The 21,176-nt window shown below is 68.7% G+C and carries 9 protein-coding genes; 6 read left to right on the top strand and 3 right to left on the bottom strand.

Going from position 1 to position 21,176, the window contains the following annotated elements:
* Positions 1-28 precede the first annotated feature (28 nt).
* Positions 29-1,507, bottom strand: a complete 1,479-nt coding sequence (locus R5H29_RS12945) for a leucyl aminopeptidase (RefSeq protein WP_332329253.1) — start codon at positions 1,505-1,507, stop codon at positions 29-31.
* Between the two features lie 104 nt (positions 1,508-1,611).
* Here R5H29_RS12945 and lptF point away from each other — a divergent pair, with 104 nt between their 5' ends.
* Both lptF and lptG read left to right on the top strand, forming a co-directional pair.
* Positions 1,612-2,694, top strand: coding sequence for an LPS export ABC transporter permease LptF (gene lptF, locus R5H29_RS12950; protein WP_019660993.1), 1,083 nt, complete (start codon positions 1,612-1,614; stop codon positions 2,692-2,694).
* Positions 2,691-3,797, top strand: coding sequence for an LPS export ABC transporter permease LptG (gene lptG, locus R5H29_RS12955; RefSeq protein WP_019660994.1), 1,107 nt, complete (start codon positions 2,691-2,693; stop codon positions 3,795-3,797). The genes lptF and lptG overlap by 4 nt, the downstream gene beginning before the upstream one ends.
* A gap of 179 nt (positions 3,798-3,976) precedes the next feature.
* Here the strand turns inward: lptG and R5H29_RS12960 are convergent, their stop codons facing one another.
* Entirely contained in the window at positions 3,977-4,468 is a 492-nt protein-coding gene (locus tag R5H29_RS12960; protein WP_021203465.1) for an RDD family protein, read from the bottom strand.
* A 56-nt stretch (positions 4,469-4,524) separates the two neighbouring features.
* On the opposite strand from R5H29_RS12960, the gene xerD reads away from it, so the two are divergent.
* On the top strand, positions 4,525-5,502 hold the full coding sequence (xerD, locus tag R5H29_RS12965) for a site-specific tyrosine recombinase XerD (RefSeq protein WP_021203464.1): 978 nt from the start codon (positions 4,525-4,527) through the stop codon (positions 5,500-5,502).
* Between the two features lie 100 nt (positions 5,503-5,602).
* Entirely contained in the window at positions 5,603-6,391 is a 789-nt protein-coding gene (locus tag R5H29_RS12970; RefSeq protein WP_021203463.1) for a DsbC family protein, read from the top strand.
* A 119-nt stretch (positions 6,392-6,510) separates the two neighbouring features.
* On the opposite strand, the gene R5H29_RS12975 is transcribed toward R5H29_RS12970, so the two are convergent.
* Positions 6,511-8,610, bottom strand: a complete 2,100-nt coding sequence (locus R5H29_RS12975; RefSeq protein WP_021203462.1) for a glycosyl hydrolase family 18 protein — start codon at positions 8,608-8,610, stop codon at positions 6,511-6,513.
* 702 nt (positions 8,611-9,312) lie between these two features.
* Between R5H29_RS12975 and purL the strand changes: the two genes are divergently transcribed.
* The gene (purL, locus tag R5H29_RS12980; protein ID WP_332329254.1) at positions 9,313-13,197 is read left to right on the top strand and encodes a phosphoribosylformylglycinamidine synthase; all 3,885 of its coding nucleotides are present in this window, start codon (positions 9,313-9,315) and stop codon (positions 13,195-13,197) included.
* Positions 13,198-13,634: 437 nt separating this feature from the next.
* Complete coding sequence (locus tag R5H29_RS12985; protein WP_332329255.1) at positions 13,635-21,158, top strand: ESPR-type extended signal peptide-containing protein; 7,524 nt, start codon at positions 13,635-13,637, stop codon at positions 21,156-21,158.
* Positions 21,159-21,176: the final 18 nt, after the last annotated feature.

Consider the following 21,176-nt stretch of genomic DNA (forward strand, 5'->3'; position numbering starts at 1 on the left):
CGTCTGCCGGCCAGGGTCGGGTACGGCATCAGGCGCGGGCGGCCTGGTCCAGCAGCCACTGGCTCAGCAGGCCCACCGGGCGGCCGGTGGCCATGCCGCGCTTGCCTTCATCGCTGGCCACGCCGGCGATGTCCAGGTGGGCCCAGCGCTGGCCTTCGGCGAAGCGCGACAGGAAGCAGCCGGCGGTGATCGCACCGGCCCAGCGGCCGCCGATGTTGTAGACGTCGGCGAAGGTCGAATCCAGCATCGGCTGGTATTCGTCCCACAGCGGCAGGCGCCAGGCGCGGTCGAATACCTGCTCGCCGGCGGCCAGCAACTCGTTGGCCAGGTCGTCGTGCTTGCTCATCAGGCCGGCGGTCTGGTGGCCCAGGGCGACCATGCAGGCACCGGTCAGGGTGGCCACGTCGACCAGCGCGGTCGGCTCGAAGCGCTGCGCGTAAGTCAGCGCGTCGCACAGGATCAGGCGGCCTTCGGCGTCGGTGTTGCCCACTTCGATGGTCTTGCCCGACATCGAGGTGATCACGTCGGACGGGCGGTAGGCATTGCCGTCAATGGCGTTTTCCACCGCCGGCACCACCACCACCAGGTTCAGCGGCAGCTTGGCCTTGACCGCTGCGACGAAGGTGCCGATGACGTTTGCGCCACCGCACATGTCGTACTTCATCTCTTCAATGCCGCCCTGGGTCTTCAGGTTGACGCCACCGGTATCGAAGGTGATGCCCTTGCCGACCAGCACGTACGGCTTGGCGTCACCGCCATTGTTCCACTTCAGCACGACCAGGCGCGGGCGGTTGGCCGAACCGCGGGCCACCGCCAGCAGCGAGCCCATGCCCAGCGCTTCCATCTGGTGCTCGTCGAGGATCTCGGCTTCGGCGCCTTCGTGCTCGGCGGCGAACTTCACGCCCACCTCGGCCAGGTAGGCCGGGGTGCAGTAGTTCGGCGGCAGGTTGCCCAGTTCGCGGGCGAACTCGACACCGGCGGCGATGGCCTGGCCTTGGGCCAGGGCCAGGGCGTCGTCACCGGCGATGGCCAGCTGGGCCAGGCCGGCGTCGTCGGCCTTCTTCTTGCCCAGGGTGGCGGTGTAGCGGTAGGCGGCGTGATCGGCGGCGATCACCGCCTGGCGGATCGCCCAGGCCGCGTCGCGGTCCTTCACCGCCACTTCGGACAGGGTGAACAGTGCGCTGCGGGCAGCGCCGGCCTTCAAAGCACGCACGGCGTCGCCCACGGCCTTCAGGTACTGCGGCACGCCGAAGCGGGCGGCGTCGCCGAGGCCGACCACCAGCACGCGCGGCGCGCTCACGCCCGGCAGGTCGTGCAGCAGGGTGGTGGCGCCGGTCTTGCCGGACAGGTCGCCACGCTGGGCCAGGGCGGCCAGGCGGCCACCGCTGGCGGCATCCAGCGCCTGCGCGGCCGGGGTCAGGGTATGGTCGGCATACGCGCCGACCACCAGGCAATCAACGGTGGCGGCGGCCGGAGCAACGTGGTTCAGGGTGAATTCGAGGGCCATTGAGCAGATTCCATTGGCGAGTCCGTACAATCGCAGGCCGTTTACGCCCAGACAGTAGACTGGGCGGCACCGCGAACGAACCCCAGAGTTTAAACCACCGCCCCATGCTGAAGCTCGACCGATACCTGCTGGGCGATTTCGTCCAGAGTTTCCTGGCTACCCTGATCGTCCTGCTGGTGGTCAGCGTGGGCGGCGTGCTGGTGGACATCCTCGGCAACATCGCCGACGGGCGCCTGCCGGCCAAGCTGCTGTTCTCGCAGCTGGGCCTGCAGTTCATCGCCTATCTGCCGCTGATCCTGCCGCTGGCGCTGATGCTGGGCCTGCTGCTGGCCATCGCCCGCCTGTACCGCGACTCGGAGATGGCGGTCATCACCGCGATCGGGGTAGGCCCAAAGCGGCTGCTGCGGCCGCTGCTGATGCTGGTGGTGCCGGTGGTGCTGCTGGTCGGCGCCTGCTCGCTGTGGCTGGGCCCGTGGGCCGGCCGGGTGGCAGAGCAGATGGTCATCGAGGCCAACCGCAGCGTGCTGATGGCCGGCCTGGAGCCGGGCCGTTTCACGCCGCTGCCCAACGGCGGCGTGGTCTACCTGTCCTCGATCTCGCCCGACGGCACCCAGCTGGGCAAGGTGTTCCTGCAGCGGCAGAAGGATGATCGCCTGGAAGTGGTTTCGGCCAACAGTGGCCGCATGTACTTCGAGGGCACCCGCCAGCGCTTCCTGGAACTGGATGATGGCCACCAGGTGGAAGGGCCCGTGGCCGGTGGGCTCGACTACCGGCTGGCGACCTTCGCCCGCAATGACGTGGCCCTGCCCGACGGCGCACAGACCCGCACCGAGGACGACCCGGAACTGATGCCGACCCTGAAGCTGATCGGCGATGCGCGCCCGCAGGCGCAGGCGCAGCTGCACCGTCGCATCGCACCGCCGCTGATCGCGCTGGCGTTCGCCCTGCTGACCGTGCCGCTGGGCCGCAGTTCGCCGCGGCAGCAGCGCTATGGCCGCATGATGCTGGCCCTGATGGCCTACATGGTGGGTACCAACCTGATGTTCATCGGCAGTGGCTGGATTGCCAACGGCAAGATTCCGGCCGCGCTGGGCCTGTGGTGGTTGACGGTGCCGCTGCTGGCGCTGGCGATCTGGATGTATGCACGTGATGGCCGCCTGGGCCACCCGAAGGGAGCCCGCGCATGAGGCTGCGCCCGATGCGTTTCGACCTGTACCTGGGCCGGTCGGTGTTCACCACGGTGCTGCTGACCTGGGCGGTGCTGGTCGGCCTGGACGTGGTGATGGCCTTCTCCGGCGAGTTCAAGGACATCGGCAAGAACGGCTATACGCTTGGCCATGCCGCCGCCTGGGTGCTGTACACGGTGCCGCGCCGCGCCTACACCATGTTCCCCACGGCCGCGGTGATCGGCGCACTGATGGGCCTGGGCCAGCTGGCAGCGACCTCTGAACTGACCGCGCTGCGTGCACTGGGCCTGTCGCGCAAGCGCCTGAGCGTTTCGGTGGCGATCGCGCTGTCGCTGCTGACCGCGGTGATGGTGCTCAGCGCCGAGACGCTGGGCCCCTGGGGCCAGGACCGCGCCGATGCGCTGAAGTCCAGCGCCAAGTGGGGCCGGGATATCGCGACCAGCCGCTACTCCGGCCTGTGGGCACGCGAAGGCGATACCTTCCTCAACGCGCAGAGCGGCGAGGAGCAGCTGGTCGGTGACAAGGGCACCCGCCTGATCCTGCGCGACGTGCGTCTCTACCGCATTGCCGGGAACGGAGGGATCGCCTCGTTGACCCATGCCGCCACCGCCGAGCACGACAAGGACGGCTGGGTGCTGACCGGGGTGCGTCGCGACACCTTCGGCGAGCGTTCGGCGACCCGCCAGGAAGTGGCGCGCGAGCCGTGGAACTCGAATCTCGATGCGGCGGCACTGGCTACCGGCATCGCCAAGCCGCGCAACCTGAGCGTTGCCGAGCTGAGCACCAGCATTGCCTACCGCCAGCGCAACGGGCTGGATGCGCGCGATTTCGAGGATGTCTACTGGAGCCGCTGGTTCTACCCGGTGAACGTGCTGGCACTATGCCTGGCGGCGGTGCCGTTCGCGTTTGGTTCGCTGCGCAGCGGCGGCATGGGCAAGCGCCTGTTCCTGGGCATCCTGTTCGCGCTGGGCTTCTGGCTGCTGCAGCTGTTCTTCGGGCGCATGGCCGGCGCGTTGAAGTTCGACTACCGCATTGCCTATGCGTTGCCGCCGATCGTGATGCTGGCGGTGTCCGGACTGTTGTTCCGGCGCAAGTCGGGTTGATTCTGGTAGCGCGGGGCCATGCCCGGCGCTACCGGAGCAATCCACCGCTTCGGCATCCGTGCCAGGACCACCAGCATCCCGGCCCAGCGTGCTGGATTCTGTAGAGCCGAGCCCATGCTCGGCTGCTTTTTGCGCACCGCCTGCCAGCCGAGCATGGGCTCGGCTCTACAGGTCGTGCATCACCGTTTCGGCATGCGCACCAGACGGGTGCCGCTGGCGCGGTCGTGCCAGGTCAGGCGTTGACGGTCGACCCACGCCCACCAGAATCCCAGCCCGCCCAGCAGCAGTGACAGCGTACCTACCGCAAAGCGCAGCCACAGCTGGTTGCGCCGCAGTGGCGTGCCATCGCTCGATTGCACTTTCAGCCGCCATGGACGCATGCCCAGCGTCTGTCCGCCGCGGCGCCAGCTGGCCGTGGCGTACCACCCCGTGATCGCCCAGCACACCGCCCACAGCAGCCACTGCCAGGCACTGAATGGCGCGATGTTCTCGCGTTGCGCGTGGCCGCTGAGGGTGTAGGCGAGGGTGAACAGCGTGCCGGCGAGCATCCACAGTGCCAGCACCGGCAGTGCGTCGTAGACCATTGCCAGCATGCGCCACAGCAACAATGCGCGCGGATGGGGCATTTCGGTAGCAGCGGCAGAGGCCGTGTCGGTGGCAGGCTGGGACATGCGTCGAGCATACGCAAAGCTGGCCGTGCCCGCAGTGGCCCCCGTATCCTGCACGCATGGCCCATGTTTCCACCCCCGCCGAACGCCGCCAGCTGGTCCAGCAACTGCCCGAACTGCGCGCCGACGACAGCGCACGCATCCAGCGCTTCCTTGATGCGATCTGGGCCGAGAACGGCCTGGCCCGCGCCACCCTCGACAGCTACCGGCGCGATCTGGAAGGGCTGGCGCGCTGGATGGATGGGCGCGACGGTGGCCTGGCCGGCATCGAGCGCCCCGGACTGTTCGAGTATCTGGCCTGGCGCACCCGGCATGGCTGGTCGCCGCGCAGCAATGCGCGCCTGCTGTCGGCGTTGCGGGCGTTCTTCGCCGATGGCGTGCGCCGCGGCGAACGCAGCGAGGATCCCAGCGCGCTGCTCGACCCGCCGAAGTTGCCACGGCTGCTGCCCAAGGCGCTGGCCGAAAGCCAGATCGACGCGCTGCTGGCAGCGCCCGATACCGACAGCGCATTGGGCCTGCGCGATCGCGCCATGCTGGAACTGATGTACGCCGCCGGCCTGCGCGTGAGCGAGCTGGTGCTGCTGCCCGCGACTGCGGTCAACCTGCGCCAGGGCGTGCTGCGGGTCACCGGCAAGGGCAGCAAGGAACGGCTGGTGCCGTTGGGCGAGGAATCCCAGCACTGGCTGGAGCGCTACCTGCAGCACTCGCGGCCGCAGCTGGTCGGGAAGGGCAAGGTGCAGGCGCTGGCCGATGGGCAGACGCCGTTGTTCATCGAGCCGTCGCTGCATGCGCTGACCCGGCAGGCGTTCTGGCACCTGGTCAAGCGCCATGCGCAGGTGGCCGGCATCGACCCGGCGCGGATCAGCCCGCACGGCCTGCGCCACAGCTTCGCCACCCATCTGCTCAACCGTGGTGCCGACCTGCGCGCGTTGCAGATGCTGCTCGGCCACAGCTCGCTGTCCACCACCCAGATCTACACCCTGGTAGCGCGCGAGCACCTGCAGAAGCTGCACGCCCGCCACCATCCGCGCGGCTGAGCAGGCCCCTGAATCCCGGCCACAAACCATGGGCGGTGCCGCTGTCCGGTACCGCCGGCTGTGTCAGAATCCAGGGTCTTCTTCTGTCGCGGATCGTTCCATGCTCCGATTTGCCATCGCCGCCGTGTTCGGTGCGCTCAGCCTGACCGCCTGCGCCCAGCCGGCCCCGCCGGCCGCCAAGGCGCCTGCTGCTGCCGCTGCGGCCAAGGCCGCCCCCGCCGCCAACGCGTCGGCCGACCAGGCGGTACGTGCCGCGTTGACCGCGCTCAATCCCGGTTTCCAGGTGGATTACATCGGTGCCGCACCGTTCCCGGGCTTCCGTGAAGTGGTGGTCTCCGGCCAGCTCCTGTACGTGTCCGATGATGGCCGTTACCTGTTCCAGTCGCAGCCTTACGACACCCGTGCCAAGGGCCCGGCCAACAGCGAAGGCCTGCTCGGCTACCGCCGCGATCTGCTGGCCAAGGCCAACCATGGCGACCGCATCGTGTTTGCCGCACCGAACGCCAAGTACACCATCAGCGTGTTCACCGACATCGAATGCGGCTACTGCCGCAAGCTGCACCAGGACATCGCCGAGCTCAACCGCAACGGCATCTCCGTCGAGTACCTGGCATTCCCGCGCATGGGCCTCGGCAGCAAGGACTACACCGACATGATCTCGGTCTGGTGTGCGGCTGATCGCCGCCAGGCACTGACCAACGCCAAGCGCGGTGGCAGCGTGCCGGCAAAGAACTGCACCAACCCGGTGGCGATGCAGTACGCACTGGGCCAGCAGCTGGGCGTGAACGGCACGCCGGCGATCTTCGCGCCGGACGGCACCCAGCTGGGGGGCTACCTGCCGCCGGCACAGCTGCGTGCGGCGCTGGAAAAGCTGTCGGCCAAGCGCTGACGCGACCGACCTTGTTTCTGTAGAGCCGAGCCCATGCTCGGCTGATGTTTCCGCAGCCGAGCATGGGCTTGGCTCTACAGGTAGGAAGCCGGGGGCGCGCAGCACCCCCGGCTTTTTTCTTACTTCAGGCCATCACTGACCGCCTTGGTCAGCGTGCCCTGCGCATCGTCACCACTGAACTCCCAGACGAACGCGCCGCCCAGGCCCTGGGTCTTCACGTAGCCCATCTTGCGGGTGATGTTGGCCGGGGTGTCGAAGCTCCACAGCGTGCTGCCGTTGTAGATCCAGGTGGCACCGGCGGTGTTGTCGGTGTAGCCCGGCCACGCCAGGTTCTTCAGCACCTTCCAGTCTTCGATGCCGGCTTCATACGTGCCCGGGGCAGCGCCGGTCGCGGTCTGGTACAGGCCGTTGTTGGCGTTGGCCACACCGGTCCAGCCACGCCCGTAGTAGCCGATGCCCAGGTTGAGCTTGGCCGCGGGCACGCCGCGGCTGATGAAGGCCTCGATGGCGTCGTTGCTGTTGTACAGCTTCTGGTCGCCGGTGGACGGATCATTGGGCGAATCGAACAGCGCCGACTGGTGATTGGTCTTCGCATCCCACGCGCCGTGGAAGTCGTAGGTCATCACGTTGATGTAGTCCAGGTACGGGTGGTACGCGGCCGGATCGGTGACGCGGATCTTGTCGATGCCGGCGCCCACCGCCACCGTCAGCAACAGGCCCGGACGCACCGCATCGAGCTGGCGGCGGAACTCGGCCATCAGCGCGGTGAAGTTGGCGTTGTCTTCCGGCTTGCCGCATTCGATGCCGCAGGCCACCGGGTATTCCCAGTCGATGTCGATGCCGTCGAACACACCCAGCGCGGCACCGGCACCACCGGCACCGTCGGTCACTGGCAGATTGCCCTTGATGTACGCGTCGATGCACGAGGCGACGAAGGCCTGGCGGTTCTCCGGGCGCGCTGCGCTGGAGAAGCCGCGCGACCAGGTCCAGCCACCCAGCGAGATCAGTACCTTCAGGTTCGGGTACTTGGCCTTGAGCTGCTTGAGCTGGTTCCAGTTGCCGCGCAGCGGCTGGTCCCAGGTATCGGCGCTGCCGCTGACACTCTCGGCGGCACTGAAGGCCTTGGTGTAGTCGGCGAAAGCATCACCACCGGCACCGCTGTTCGGATCCGAGGGTTGGGTGACGCCCACTTCGCAACGGTTGTTGCGCACGTTGCCGAACGCGTAGTTGATGTGGGTCAGGCGCGCGGCCGAACCGCTGCTGTCGATGTTCTTGACCCGGTAGTTGCGGCCGTAGATGCCCCACTGGGTGAAGTAACCGATGACCCGCTTGCCGGTGGTTCCGCCGTCGCCGGCCAGCGTGGTGGCGCTGATCTCGGTGCCCTGCGCTGAGGCATTGCCGGCATTGTCGCGGGCGCGTACGCGATAGCGGTAGGTGGTGGATGCAGTCAACCCGCCATCGACGTAGCTGGCACTGGACGGTGAACCGACCAGGCTGCCGTTGCGGTACACGTCATAGCCGGCCACGCCGCTGCCACCGGTGTTGTCGGTGGACGGGCTCCAGCTGAGCGCGATGCTGTTGGCGGTACGGGTGCCGACCGCCAGCCCGCCCGGCACGCTCGGCGCGGTGGTGTCGCCGCTGGCGGCGTTGACGGTGATGGTGATGGTCGCCGTGCTGGTGGTGGCGTTGTTGTTGTCGGTGGCCACCGCGCGCAGGGTGTGGCTGCCGGCGCTGGCGTTGGCCCAGCTGGCCGCATACGGCGCACTGGTGGCCACGCCGAGCGTGCTGCCATCGCGGAAGAACTCGACCTTGGCGACGCTGCCGTCTGGATCACTGGCGGTGGCGGTCACGTTCACCGTGCTGCCGGCACTGAAGGTGGCACCGTTGGCCGGCGAGGTCAGGCTGACCACCGGCGGCTGGTTGGCGCCGCCGCCATCGCAGGCGCCGAGGTTGGTGTAGTAGGGCGCGCCGGCCGGATGGTCCGGCGGCGCGTTCCAGATGTCCTGGTTCGCCCGATAGAGGACGCCTCCTTTCTGCAGGGTATCGCCGGCCCGGTAGATCTTGGCCTGGTCCCATTCGGCTACCCCGGCACAGCTGGCGGCCTGCGCCAGGCCGGGCAGGACGGCGGCACCGGCGGCCAAGGCAAGCAGCCAGGCCAGGCGGCGGGGACGACAGCTTCGGGTCGAACGTTCGGCACTGCGCACAATCGGGTCGTACATGGGTAAGTCTCCGATCAAAGGGCGCGCGGGCCCCGATGGCGCCGCGCGTGACGCAGGTCCGGGCATCGCCGGGGAAGGCGACGGAGGGGCCGGACGGAGGGCACCTGGGAGGCCGGGGAGAGAGTCCGGCACCAGGTGGGGACAACGTTGTCATCAATTGCGTGGTCAATCCGTGAGCAAGCGCATGGTTCGGGGAATCGGGCGGAGAGCGCGCTGCGCGCGGTCGGCGGCCATCGGCGGAGCCCCTCGTGGCTGGGGCTTTCCGCGAACAGCGGATTTCTGGGGGTTGGCCGGGCGGGTTCCTGCGCGGCCAGCTACGAAAGACAGAAGAAAAAACAAAGGCAAAAGCCGGTCGCTGCGCTCTTCAATGCCTGATTTCTGACATTTCCTGGGTGCCGGCCAGCGGCCGGCACTACCGGGGAGCATTCACGCATGGCCGCAGATCGCGGAAATCTGTCGGGGCGGGGTGGTGGGGGCCAGCAGGACCGTTGGCGCCATGGATGGCGCCATCGAGCCCCCATGGATGGGTTTACGGCGGGTCCGGCTGGCCCCCACCGCCCCGCCAGCCCACAGGAAGCCAGCTCTTGCTGTTGCTGTTGCCGTTGCCCTGGCCTCGGCGGGTGCCGGGCGCCGCCCGGCCAGAGCCCTTCCCCCGCTTCCGGTACAATGTCGGGCCCGTTTCCCAACTACGGTTCCCCGGACATGATGGTCCTCGAGGGCGCGCCCGCCCTGTCGCCGTTCCGCCGCGAACGTCTTGAATCCCGCCTGCAGTCCATCGCTCCCTCCCTGCGCATCAGCGGTGCCTGGCACGTTTACTTCGTGCAGCCCGAAGGCAGCGCCGCCCCCGACCTGACCACGCTGTGCCGCATCCTCGAAGCGGCGCCGCAGGCCGAAGCCGTGGCCGAAGGCGCAGTCAGCCGCATTGTGGTGCCGCGCCTGGGCACGCTGTCGCCGTGGTCGAGCAAGGCCACTGAACTGGTCCGAGGTGCCGGCCAGCCGGTCAGCCGGGTCGAGCGTGGCCTGCGCATCGACGTGCAGGGTTGGCCGGCCGATGCCGCCGCCCAGCAGGCGCTGGTCAAGGCGCTGCACGACCCGATGACGCAGTCCGTGCTGGAGACCGTGGAACAGGGCCAGGCGCTGTTCTCGGCACCGGCCCGGGGTGAACTGGAGCGCGTGCCGGTGGACCAGCTGGAGGCCGCCAACCAGCGCCTCGGCCTGGCCATGGCCCAGGACGAGATCGACTACCTGCGCGAGCGTTTCACTGCGCTGGGCCGGTCGCCGTCGGACGTGGAACTGATGATGTTCGCGCAGGCCAATTCCGAGCACTGCCGCCACAAGATCTTCAACGCCAGCTGGACCATCGACGGCCAGGAGCAGGACCGCTCGCTGTTCCGGATGATCAAGAACACGCACCAGCAGACCCCGCAGCACACGCTCAGCGCGTACAGCGACAACGCCGCGGTGATTGAAGGCCATCCGGCGTCGCGTTACCGCCCGGATCCGGCCAGCGGCGAGTACCGCCGCGAGCCGCAGGTGCCCAGCGCGTTCCAGATCAAGGTGGAAACGCACAACCACCCGACCGCGATCGCGCCATTCCCGGGCGCCTCGACCGGTGCCGGTGGCGAGATCCGCGACGAAGGCGCGACCGGCCGCGGTGGCAAGCCGAAGGCGGGCCTGACCGGCTTCTCGGTCTCGCACCTGCGCATTCCGGAATTGCCGCAGCCGTGGGAGGCGCCGCGCGCGCTGAACCCGCGCATGGCACCGGCGCTGGAAATCATGACCGACGGCCCGCTCGGCGGCGCCGCGTTCAACAACGAGTTCGGCCGCCCGAACCTGCTCGGCTACTTCCGCAGCTTCGAGCTGCCGGAAGGCGCCGACCTGGTGCGCGCGTACGACAAGCCGATCATGCTGGCCGGTGGCCTCGGCGCGATCGACCGCGTCCAGGTCGACAAGATCCCGCTGCAGGCCGGTGATGCGGTGATCGTGCTGGGTGGCCCGGCGATGCTGATCGGCCTGGGCGGCGGTGCGGCCAGTTCGGTGGCCTCCGGTGAAAGCGCCGAGGACCTGGACTTCGCCAGCGTGCAGCGCGACAACCCGGAAATGGAGCGCCGCTGCCAGGAGGTCATCGACCGCTGCGTGGCGATGGGCGCCGACAACCCGATCAAGTTCTTCCACGACGTCGGCGCCGGTGGCCTGTCCAACGCCATCCCCGAACTGCTGCACGACTCGAACGTCGGTGGTGTCATCGACCTGGGCAAGGTGCCCACCGATGATCCGTCGCTGTCGCCGATGCAGCTGTGGTGCAACGAGTCGCAGGAACGCTACGTGCTGGGCGTGGCCCAGGAACGCCTGGCCGAGTTCGCCGCGCTGTGCGCCCGCGAGCGCTGCCCGTTCGCTGCGGTCGGTGTGGCCACCGCCGAGGAACATCTGGTGGTGGCCTACGGTGCCGTGCCGGGCCACACCCCGGCCGATGCACCGATCGACCTGCCGATGGACGTGCTGTTCGGCAAGCCGCCGAAGATGCACCGCGATACCGCGCACCCGCCGGCACCGCGCTGGCCGGCGCTGAAGACCGGTGGCCTGGACCTGCAGGAAGCCGGCCTGCGCGTGCTCGCGCACCCGACCGTGGCCTCGAAGAACTTCCTGGTCACCATCGGTGATCGCAGCGTCGGCGGCCTGACCGCGCGCGAGCAGATGGTCGGCCCGTGGCAGCTGCCGGTGGCCGACGTGGCAATCACCCTGGCCGACTTCGACGGCGTAGCCGGTGAGGCGATGTCGATCGGCGAGCGCACCCCGCTGGCCCTGCTCGATGCCGCTGCTTCGGCACGCATGGCGGTGGGCGAAGCGCTGACCAACCTGTGCGCGGCCCCGGTCGATGCGCTGGATGAGATCAAGCTGTCGGCGAACTGGATGGCCGCGGCCGGTCACCCGGGCGAAGACGCGCTGCTGTACGACGCGGTGAAGGCGGTGGGCATGGAACTCTGCCCGCAGCTGGACATCAGCATCCCGGTGGGCAAGGACTCGCTGTCAATGCAGGCGCAGTGGCACGACCAGGGTGAGGCGCACAAGAGCGTGTCGCCGGTGTCGCTGGTGATCTCGGCGTTCGCGCCGGTGGCCGACGTGCGCCAGCAGTTGACCCCGCTGCTCGACCGGGAGGTGGACAGCGAGCTGTGGCTGATCGGCCTGGGGGCCGGCAAGCAACGCCTGGGTGGTTCGATCCTGGCCCAGGTGCATGCCGACCACAGCGAACTGCCGGCCTTTGCCGGTGCCGCCCCGGACCTGGACGATCCGCAGCGCCTGCGGGGTTTCTTCGAGCTGATCCGCGATGCACGCCAGTCCGGCCTGCTGCTGGCCTATCACGACCGCAGCGACGGCGGTGCTTTCGCCGCGCTGTGCGAAATGGCCTTCACCTCGCGCCTGGGCCTGGACATCGCCCTCGATGCCTGGGGTGACGATCCGTTCCGCAGCCTGTTCAACGAAGAACTGGGCGCGGTGGTGCAGATCGCGCGCGAAGACCGTGCAGCGTTTGCCGACCTGGTTGAACGCCATGCATTGACCGAATGCGCGCAGCGCATCGCCAAGCCGACCACCGCACCGGTGGTGCGCGTGTCGCTGGGTGGCGAAAACCTGGCCGAATGGCGCTGGGAAGCGTTGTTCGACGCGTGGTGGTCGGTTACCCACGCGATGCAGAAGCGCCGCGACAATCCGGCCAATGCCGACGCAGAGCGCGAGGTGGCACGTGCCTTCAACGCACCGGGCCTGAAGCCGAAGCTCAGCTTCGATCTCAACGAAGACGTGGCCGCACCGTTCATCAGCAGCGGTGCGCGCCCGCGCGTGGCCGTGCTGCGCGAGCAGGGCGTCAATGGCCAGATCGAAATGGCCAACGCCTTCGAACGCGCCGGCTTCCGCGCCTTCGACGTGCACATGAGCGACCTGATCGAAGGCCGCGTGGCGCTGCAGGACTTCACCGGCCTGGTGGCCTGTGGTGGCTTCAGCTATGGCGACGTGCTCGGTGCCGGCCGTGGCTGGGCTACCTCGATCCTGGAGCGCAGCGCACTGCGTGATGCCTTCGCCGCGTTCTTCGCACGCGAAGACAGCTTCGCGCTGGGCGTGTGCAATGGCTGCCAGATGATGAGCCAGCTGAAGAACATCATTCCGGGTGCCGAGCACTGGCCGCAGTTCCGCCGCAATGCCAGCGAGCAGTTCGAAGCCCGTACCGCACTGCTGGAAGTGGTGGAGTCGCCGTCGATCCTGCTGCGTGGCATGGCCGGCTCGCGCCTGCCGGTGGCGGTGGCGCATGGTGAAGGCCAGGCAGTGTTCGACACGGCCGTCGACCAGGCCGCGGCCCGCGTCTCGCTGCGTTACATTGATGGCCATGGCAACGTTGCCAGCCAGTATCCGCTGAATCCGAATGGTTCGCCGGATGGCATCACCGGCCTCACCAGCAGCGACGGCCGGGTCACCATCATGATGCCGCACCCCGAGCGCACCCCGCGCGCGCTCAACATGAGCTGGGCGCCGGCCGAATGGCAGGGTGATTCGCCGTGGATGCGCATGTTCCGCAACGCACGGGTGTGGTGCGGCTGATCGCAGCATTGCGCGCACGGCGCAATGCCATCGCGTATGGAAAACCCGCCGCGTTGCCGGCGGGTTTTTCTTTGCGCGCGCGAAACCCTTGTCGCGCCCGCTAGTTACATCGATTTTCATGCGCCAGCAGTTCGTCACGTGTGCATAACGAAGTTCTTTTATAAACACGCGAAATGGTGAACTGCTTCACGGCAATAGGATTTGCCGTGTCAAAGTCTTGACGATCTGCAAAGTTGCCGTTAACACTTGAAGCCCGTTTCAGAATCATTCATTTCGCAGTAACCGCTTGGCGCATGCGCTCGGGTTTCTGTCGCTGCGCGCCGTTCGGCATTACCCGCAGTAAATCACGCGAATAGACGCCCCCAAGGGACGCTGGGCCAGAAGGCTCGGCGATGGCGTCGCTTTGCCCAAAACCAGTCCAATCAGGAGCCGTACCGATGAATCGGATTTATCGCAAGGTCTGGAACAAAGCATTGGGTCAGTTGGTGGTGGCCTCGGAGCTGGCCTCCTCCGACAGCAGCGGTGGTGTTGTCGACCAGCGCCGCGATACGACACAGGCCACGCCCGCGCTGTTGGCGGTGGCACTGGGCCTGGTATTGGGATTGGGCATGAGCAGTTCCGCCGCTGCACAGTCGGTGCAGATCGGTGGCAGCGCCACCTGTGTGGCACTCAGCGGCAAGCTGCTGGAAAAGTGCCTGGTTGAAGGCACGGCCAGTGCCAAGGGCAGCAACGCGGTGGCGATCGGTGGCAACAGCAGCGCCAGTGCAGCCAACAGCGTTGCGCTGGGCGCAGGCTCCAAGGCTACGCGCGCCAACACGGTGTCTGTCGGCGATGCCGGCAAGGAACGGCAGATCACCAACGTGGCCGCCGGTACCCAGGCCACCGATGCGGTGAACAAGGGGCAGCTGGATGCGCAGGCGCGCGCCACGCAGGCCGCGCTGGCGGATGTCGCCGCAGCTGGGGACCGCTACTTCAAGGCTGATGGCGCAGGTGATGACAGCGACGCGGCCAAGATCGACGGGCAAGGCGCGGTAGCCGCCGGTGCCGGCGCCCAGTCCTTGGCCAATGCCACCACCGCCATCGGCACCCAGGCCATTGCCGCCGGTCTCGGCGCCAGTGCGTTCGGACAAGGCGCATTGGCGATCGGCGATGCCAGCGTGGTGGTCGGGCAGAGCGCCGCAGCGTTCGGTCTCGGTGACACCGCCGTTGGCGCCAGCGCCTATGCCGCCAGCGAGAACGGCGCGGCCACCGCGCTGGGTGCGTTGTCCGAAGCAAGCGCCGACGGCGCCACTGCCGTAGGTGGTGGCGCTGTGGCGATGGGCCCAGGCAGTTCCGCACTGGGTCGAGGCGCCACTGCCGCAAACGAAGCCTCGATTGCGGTGGGTGCATTCAGTACCGCCGTGGGCGAATACAGCACCGCACTGGGCTCCAATTCGGCGGCGGTTGCCACCGGCAGCGTGGCGCTGGGCGCAGGCTCGCTGGCCGACCGTGTCGATACGGTGTCCGTCGGTGCGACCGAGTACGGCCTGACCCGGCAGATCACCAGCGTTGCGGCAGGTACTGAAGATACCGACGCGGTCAATGTCGGCCAGCTGAAGGACGTGGCTACCGTGGCCGATGCCACCGCCAAGCGGTTCCAGGCTACTGGCAGCAGCAACAGCGATGCCGGCGCGCTGGCCGAAGGTGACGAGGCACTGGCGGCCGGCGAGGCGGCCAACGCCATCGGCAACGGCGCCACCGCTGTGGGCGCGGGCACCAACGCCATTGCGCAGAACGCGACCGCCGTGGGCAACAACGCACTGGCCTCGGGCCAGAACAGTGCCGCGTTCGGCAACAACGCACAGGCCAACGGCCCGGGCAGCGTCGCCGTCGGTGGTGCCGCTGTTGATGCCGATGGCAATCCGCTGATCACCAGTGGCGGCGTACCGGTGGAAACCGGCGCCACCAGTGCCGGTGTCGGTGGCACCGCGGTGGGCGCCAGTGCCGAAGCCAGCGGGTTTGCGGCGTCGTCCTACGGGGTAGGTGCCTATGCCGCCGGCGCGCAGGCATCCGCGTTCGGTGCGGTCGCCAACGCCATCGGTGATTACTCCACGGCGCTGGGTACGCAGAGCACCGCCACCGGTACCAGCAGCGTGGCCATCGGTGGCCCGGCCGACCTGATTCCCGGCCTGGGTTTCTTCGTGCAGACCCAGGCCGGCGGCGAAGCGGCGACAGCCGTCGGTGCCGGTGCCATCGCAAGCGGTGACCGCGCGGTGGCCAACGGCAGCCTGACCGAAGCCTCCGGCGCGGAATCCACCGCCGTCGGCTACTTCGCTTACGCCCCGGGTGAGAATGCCAGCGCACTCGGCGCGCAGACCTGGGCCAGCGGCGCACAGAGCACGGCCGTCGGGTACTACGCCACCGCGCGTGGCGCCAACAGCGTCGCGCTTGGCGCGAATTCCGAAGCGGTGCGCGCCAACAGCGTGGCCGTCGGCAGTGCCGGCAACGAACGGCAGATCACCAGCGTCGCTGCCGGCAGCGAAGCCACCGATGCAGTGAACAAGGCGCAGTTGGACGCCGTGGCCAGTACCGCGGACAACACCGCGCGCTTCTTCCAGGCCCAGCCGGAAGCGGGCAGTGATGCCGGTGCGCTGGCCGAGGGCGAAGGCGCGGTGGCGGCCGGTTCGTCGAGCAATGCGATCGGCGCCGGTGCGGTTGCACATGGCGCCGCCGCTTCGGCCATCGGTGACGACGCCGTAGCGGTGGGTCGCAACAGCAACGCCACCGGCAACGGCGGTGTTGCCATCGGTGGCCTCGGCCAGGCCTACGACGAGTACAACCAGCCGATCATCGGTGCCGACGGCACGGCGCAGCAGGTAGGCACCACCGCCGTCGCCAACGCCACCGCAGTGGGCAGCGGCGCACAGGCCACCGGCGCCGCCAGCAGCGCGTTCGGCAATGCGGCCAAGGCCAGCGGGGACAACAGCTTCGCTGCTGGCGGCACGTCGCGTGCAACCGGCAGCTATGCGGTCGCGGTTGGTGACAGCGCCTTCGCCAGCAGCGATGACAGCACCGCGGTAGGGGGTTACAGCTGGGCGACGGCCAGTGGCGCAGCAGCGTTCGGTTCGGGTGCGTGGGCCACCGCCACCAACGCGTCGGCCTTTGGCAACGCGGCCTGGGCCAGTGGCAGCGGCGCAACCTCCATCGGCTACAACAGCTGGGCCAATGGGGCCAGTTCCACTGCGGTCGGCCGCGGTGCGTTCGGCTATGGCGACAACAGCGTGGCACTGGGCTTCCAGGCGCTGGGCAACAGCATCAACAGCATCGCCATCGGTACCAATACGGTGGCCGGCGGCGAAAGTGCGATCGCGTTGGGCGCCGGCAGCAACGCCAGCGCCAGCAATGCTGTCGCGCTCGGTGCCGGTTCAGTTGCCAGCCGTGCACGCACGGTGTCGGTGGGTAGCAGCGGCAACGAACGCCAGGTCACCAACGTCGCTGCCGGTACCCAAGCCACGGACGCGGTGAACAAGGCACAGCTGGATGCAGTGGCAACCACCGCCACCACCACCAGCCGCTTCTTCCAGGCCAGCGGCAACGGCGACGACGTGACTGGTGCCCTGGTGGACGGTGACAACGCGCTGGCCGCCGGTGATGCGGCCAACGCCATCGGCAACGGCGCCACCGCGCTCGGCAGTGGTGCCAATGCGCTGGCCAACAACGCGCAGGCGATCGGCTTCAACGCGCTGGCCAGCGCCGCCAACGCCAGCGCCGTCGGTGCCAACGCGCAGGCCACCGGTGAGTACGCCACCGCACAGGGCGCGGAAAGCGAAGCCAGCGGCGAGCAGAGCGCGGCGTTCGGTGCCGCCAGCATCGCCAGTGGTGCCGGCAGTACCGCCAACGGTGTGTTGTCCGAAGCCTCCGGCGAGGAAGCCGTGGCGGTGGGCTACTTCAGCAATGCCAGCGGCGATGCGGCCACCGCTGTCGGCAGCGAGAGCGTGGCCAGCGGCACCGCGTCGGCAGCGTTCGGCATCGGTGCAGAAGCGACCGGTGGCTACAGCACCGCCATCGGTGGCTATGCGCAGGCCTCGGCGTTCAACGCCACTGCCTTCGGCAACTTCGCCAATGCCTCCGGTTCCAACAGTGTGGCAGTGGGTGGCGATGCGGAAGCCTCCGGTGCCTACAGCACGGCCACCGGCCAGGGCAGCCTGGCCACCGGCACCAACAGTGTTGCCGTCGGCGGTTCGCTGTTCGGCGTGCTGGCCACCGAAGCATCGGGCAACTACTCCACCGCCGTCGGTGGTGGCGCCTGGTCCGGTGGCATCAACAGCACCGCACTGGGCAACGCCGCCGAATCGCGCGCGGCCAACAGCGTGGCGCTGGGTGCCGATTCGATCGCCGACCGCGACAACACCGTGTCGGTGGGCGGTGGTGGCAATACCCGCCAGATCACCAACGTGGCTGCTGGCACGCAGGGCACTGATGCGGTCAACAAGAACCAGCTCGACGCCGTAGCCGCTGCAGCGGAAAAGACCAGCAGGCAGTTCCAGGCCAGTGGCAACGCCGATGGTGAAACCGGCGCCCTGGTTGAGGGCGACAACGCGTTGGCCGCCGGTGATGCGGCCAACGCCATCGGCAACGGCGCCACCGCACTCGGTAGCGGCGCCAATGCGCTGGCGGCCAACGCCACGGCGGTGGGCCTCGATGCGCTGGCCACCGGCGACAACGCCGCAGCGTTGGGCAGTGCCGCACAGGCCAACGGCGAAGACAGCCTTGCGCTCGGCACCGGCGCCAGCGCCACCGAGCTGGGTGCCAGTGCCGTGGGTGCGCGTGCACAGGCCAGTGGTGCATACAGCACCGCGACCGGCACTGAATCCAACGCCAGCGGCACGCAGGCACTGGCCAGCGGCTTCCGCAGCGCCGCCTCGGCCGATGGCACCACCGCCGTCGGTGGCTATGCCGAAGCAAGCGGACGCCTCGGCACCGCGTTGGGCTATGGCTCGGCGGCCAGTGGTGCCAACACCACGGCAGTCGGCTTCGGCGCTGCCGCGGCCGGTACCGGTGCCGTGGCCGTAGGTCAATCCAGCGAGGCCAGTGGCGAGGAGAGTGTGGCCATTGGTGGCAGCACCTTCTTCGGCTTGATCCCGTCGCGTGCCAGCGGCACTGGTGCAGCGGCATTCGGTGCGGGTGCGTGGGCGACCGAAGACTACGCGACCGCGATCGGCTGGAACTCGTGGGCGGATGCGGCGGATGCCACTGCGCTGGGTGCCGGTGCCACCGCCAGTGGGTTGAACAGCGTGGCGCTGGGCGCCAGCTCCAAGGCCGAGCGCGACAATACCGTGGCTGTGGGAACCGCGGGCGGTGAGCGCCAGGTGACCCATGTTGCAGCCGGCACTGAAGCCACCGATGCGGTGAACAAGGGCCAGCTGGACGCGGTGGCCAGCGTTGCCGACAAGACCAGCCGCCAGTTCCAGGCCAGCGGCAATGCCGATGGCGAAGCAGGCGCACTGGTGGAGGGTGACAACGCGCTCGCCGCTGGCAATGCGGCCAATGCAATTGGCAACGGCGCTACCGCGTTGGGCAGCGGCGCAACGGTGGTCGCTGCCAATGCCACGGCGGTCGGTGTCGACGCACTGGCCACGGCCGAGCAGAGCGTGGCCATCGGCAGCGGTGCCAGCAGCACCGCAGACAGTGCCGTTGCGCTGGGTGCACAGAGCAGCAGCGGCGGCGCCGCCAGCATTGCGATCGGCGCGCAGTCGCAGTCGCAGGGCATCGGGGCGACCGCTGTCGGCGGCATGGCCGAGGCCGCCGGCCTTGCGGCTACCGCAGTGGGCTACGGCGCGATCGCCGATGGCCGCGAAACGACCGCAGTCGGCAACTTCGCGCAGGCCAGCGGCTGGCGCGCCACGGCGTTTGGTGCAGGTGCCAGCGCCGGCTTCTTCGGCACCGCCGTAGGCAGTGCTGCGCAGGCCGCCGATGTTTCCACGGCGGTGGGCCAGGGCACCATCGCGCAGATCGCCGGCGCCGGCTTCGGCGTGCAGGCAAAGGCTGGCGAGTACGGCACCGCTCTGGGCAACAACGCCGCCACCGGGTTGAACGGCGTGGCGGTCGGCTTCAACGCACTGGCCGGACAGGATGCCGCCAGCGCCAGCGCCGGCCAGTTCACTACCGCCATCGGCAGTGAAGCGTGGGCCACCGAAGATGGCGCCACCGTGGTCGGTTACAACAGCTATGCGCAGGCCAGCAACGCGACGGTGCTCGGCAGCAACACCTGGACCACCAAGGACGCCGGTAACAGCGTCGCGTTGGGCGCGGGCTCGCTGGCCGACCGCGCCAACACGGTGTCGGTGGGTGCTGCGCAGGAGTGGGTCGATGCCGCCGGCGTCACCCACAGCGCGATCAACCGCCAGCTCACCAATGTCGCGGCGGGTACGCAGGCCACCGATGCGGTGAACAAGGGCCAGCTCGATGCAGTGGCCGCCACCGCCGATGCGGTCGGCCAACGCTTCAAGGCCAACGGTTCGGGTACCGCCAGTGCCACCGGCACCGATGCCGTGGCCATTGGCGGCAACGCCAACGCCAGTGGCGGCCGCAGCAATGCGTTGGGCAGCGGTGCCGCGGCCATCGGCAATGCGACGCTGGCACTGGGTGCCAACAGCGGCGCCAGCGGCAACAACTCGGTGGCATTGGGTGCCGGTTCGCGCGCGCTGGAGGCCAACGTGGTCTCGGTCGGCGGTGGCAACGGCACCGCCGGTCCGGCCACGCGGCGCATCGTCAACGTCGCCGACGGCCGCATCGCTGCCGGCAGCACCGATGCGATCACCGGCTCCCAGCTCAACGTCACCAACCAGCGGGTGGGAGCAGTGGAAACCCGCGTGGGTGACTTCGACTCGCGCATCGCGACGGTCGAGACCACGGCGGCCAGTGCGGTCGGCTACGACGACGCCAGCCGTGACCGACTGACCCTGTCCGGTTTCCAGGGCACCACCATCGACAACGTCGGTGCCGGCAGCATCGCCGCCGGTAGCCGCCAGGCGATCAACGGCGGGCAGCTGTTCCAGTCGCTAAGTGATGCCGCCAGCTTCCTCGGCGGTGGCGCCAGCGTCGGCATGCAGGGCGTGTTCGTGGCGCCGAACTACGTGATCCAGGGCGCGACGTACAGCAACGTCGGCGATGCGCTCGGTGCGCTGGACCGCAAGGTCAGTGAGATTGACCGTCGTACTGCCGGTGGCACGCGTGCAGGTGCTTCCAGCCTGCGCGCAATGAGTGCGTCGCTGGATGAAAGCCCGCTGGCCAGCATGGCCGACGCACCGGCCACCGCCGATGCGGCACCGGCCAGCACCGCACGCGTGCAGGGCGCGCCGACTGCCGCCGCCGCCGGTGCCGGGATTCCGGTTGGCACCCCGGCCACCGGCTTCAATGCCGTCGCCATGGGTGAAGGCGCAGTGGCCAGTGGCGCCTCGTCCACCGCCATCGGCCAGGGCGCCAGTGCCACTGCTGCCAACGCGGTGGCTTTGGGCCAGGGCTCGGTTGCCGATCGTGCCAATACGGTGTCGGTGGGCAGCGAAGGCAACGAACGCCAGGTCACCAACGTCGCCGCCGGCACCACCGCCACCGACGCTGTCAACAAGGGCCAGCTGGATCGTGGCATGGCCACCGCCAACAGCTACACCGACAGCCGCGTGCAGGCCGTCGCCGACAGCTTCGATGTGTTCAAGGGCGAGATCGACGGGCGCCTGCGCCACATGGATCGTCGCATCGACCGCCAGGGCGCGATGAGTGCGGCGATGCTCAACATGGCCACCAGTGCCGCCGGCCTCCGCACCCAGAACCGGGTCGGCGTCGGCATCGGTTTCCAGGGCGGCGAGTCGGCGTTGTCGCTGGGCTACCAGCGTGCGATCAGCGATCGCGCCACGGTCACCTTCGGCGGTGCCTTCAGCAGTGACGACAGCTCGGTCGGCGTCGGTGCCGGCTTCGGCTGGTAAGCCAAACCACTGCGCCGG

Source organism: Stenotrophomonas sp. A3_2, from assembly GCF_036624925.1.
GTDB classification, from domain to species: domain Bacteria; phylum Pseudomonadota; class Gammaproteobacteria; order Xanthomonadales; family Xanthomonadaceae; genus Stenotrophomonas; species Stenotrophomonas hibiscicola.